Below are 1,917 nucleotides of genomic sequence, written 5' to 3' on the forward strand. Positions count from 1 at the left end.
GGCGGGTCGAAGACATTCACCACGACACGGTTGCCCAGCCGCAGGGTCCGCGCCCTGGCACCGGGCCGCAGCGTTAGGACCACGCCCTCGGCCGTGGCCTCCGCGGCCAGCAGGTTCCGCGGCAGCCGCCGGGGCAGGACGAATTCCTGGCCCGGCGGGAAGCGCAGCAGCACGCGGTCGCCCTGCTGGTCCATGGTGTAGGCCGGCGGCGCCGGCCAGTCGAAGACGATCCGGCCATGGTCGGCATGGTCGCCGACCCGGGCCGGGATGCGGTCCGCCGCCGCCGGCAGGGCCAGCAGCAGGAAGCCGATCACCGCCGCCGGCAGGCCAGTCCCGGCCGGCCGGCGGTGCGATGCATGCCCGGCGGGCCCCGGGACCCCTCCCCCCGCCCGGCGCATCAGTCGAAGCTCGCCAGCAACCGGTCGATATCGGCCTGGGAACTGGCGGCGGTCGGCAGCTGCGGGCCGTTGGCCAGCTTCTGCCCCTCCGTCCGTGGATCCGGCGGCTCGTCCGGCGCCGCCTCGGCCGCGGCGGCTGCCGCGCCCTCATGCTTGGCGAAGGCGGCGACCACCGCCGCCACCCGCTTCTCGATCGCCTTCAGCGCTGAGACCACCTTGCCGATCCGCTGGCCGGTGATGTCCTGGAAGCTGCAGGCCTCGTAGATGCGGGTGACCGCGGCGCCGACGACATCCGCCGCATCGCCCGACAAAGTGGGCTGCAGCCCCTCCAGCTTCTCGCAGGCGTCGAGGATCTCGTTGGTCGCCTCGGCGGTGTGCTCCACCACCGCGTCCAGCTCGTCGGTCGCGGCGGGGATGTGGCTGGCATTGATGTCGTCGACGCGCAGCGCTGCGATCTCGCTCTTCGCGCGGGTGACCTCGCGGCCCAGCGCCTCCAGCTCGGCCAGCAACGCCGCCTCGGTCACGGTCATGGCGCCGGAGAGGCTGCCGAGCACCTCCCGCACCGCCGCCTCGATCCGGTCCTGGCCCGGTGGCGCTCCGTCAGGCATGGGCCATCACCTTCTCGATCTTGTCGCGGAGCGTCTCCGCGTTGAACGGCTTCACGATGTAATTGGAAACGCCCGCGGCCTTGGCGGCAACCACGTTCTCCGTCTTGCTCTCGGCGGTGATCATGATGAAGGGCAGGTCCTTCAGCCGCGCATCGGCCCGCACCTCCTTCAGCAGGTCGAGCCCGGTCATGGGCTGCATGTTCCAGTCGCTGATGACCAGGCCGAAATTGCCGGCCCGCAGCTTGGCCAGCGCCTCCTGCCCGTCCGTCGCTTCCTCGACATTGTTGAAGTCGAGCTGCTTCAGCAGATTGCGGATGATCCGCAGCATCGTCTTGTAATCGTCCACGATCAGGACGTTCATGCTCTTGTCCATCGGGCGCCTCGGGCTTCCTTGCTGGGGGTTCGGGTTACGGGACTCAGTCGGCGGGGCGGGCCCGCTGGCGGGCCAGCTCCGCGGTGACGATGCGGGCGCGCTCGGGCTTCATGGCGCCGAGCACCGGCGCCGCCTTGCGCTCGCCCATCCGGTCCAGGATCTGGACCAGCACGGGCAGGTCGAGGTCGTCGAAGATCGCGGCCGCATCGCGCGGCTTCATGCCCTCATAGAGCTTGACCATTTGCCGCCATCCGGCCTCCTCGCGCTCGCTGAGGGTGCGGTCGAAGGACTGCAGCCGCTGCTGCAGCGCCGTCAGCTCCTCGACCCGCTGGGTCAGGCGGCGCTCGGCGGCGGCCAGCACCATCTCGCGCGCCGCCATCGCCTGCTCCCGCGCCTCCAGCTCGGCGCGGCGGGCGCGCAGCCCTTCCAGCACCGCGCGCTCGGCCTGCTGCTCCGGCGTCAGCTCCACCGCGCCCAGCGCCTGCAGCGGCCGCGACGGCGCCGGGCTGGGCACCACCGCGGCGGCGGCGGCGCGCGG

General features: G+C 72.1%; 4 protein-coding genes. All 4 read right to left on the reverse strand.

Annotated features, from left to right (window positions below; all coding sequences use genetic code 11):
- Positions 1-314: hypothetical protein (locus tag E2C05_RS31435; protein WP_133223531.1), on the reverse strand; the 314-nt coding region annotated here is incomplete at its 3' end.
- An 83-nt stretch (positions 315-397) separates the two neighbouring features.
- A complete protein-coding gene (locus tag E2C05_RS31440) occupies positions 398-1,006 on the reverse strand; it encodes a protein phosphatase CheZ (protein WP_133223532.1) in 609 nt (202 codons plus the stop codon).
- On the reverse strand, positions 999-1,367 hold the full coding sequence (locus E2C05_RS31445) for a chemotaxis response regulator CheY (RefSeq protein WP_456306544.1): 369 nt from the start codon (positions 1,365-1,367) through the stop codon (positions 999-1,001). Before E2C05_RS31445 ends, E2C05_RS31440 begins: the two co-directional genes overlap by 8 nt.
- Positions 1,368-1,422: 55 nt before the next feature.
- On the reverse strand, positions 1,423-1,917 hold a 495-nt coding region (locus tag E2C05_RS31450; protein ID WP_408901645.1), incomplete at its 5' end, for a MotE family protein.

The sequence above is a fragment of the Paracraurococcus ruber genome (assembly GCF_004353985.1).
Taxonomy (GTDB): Bacteria; Pseudomonadota; Alphaproteobacteria; order Acetobacterales; family Acetobacteraceae; genus Paracraurococcus; species Paracraurococcus ruber.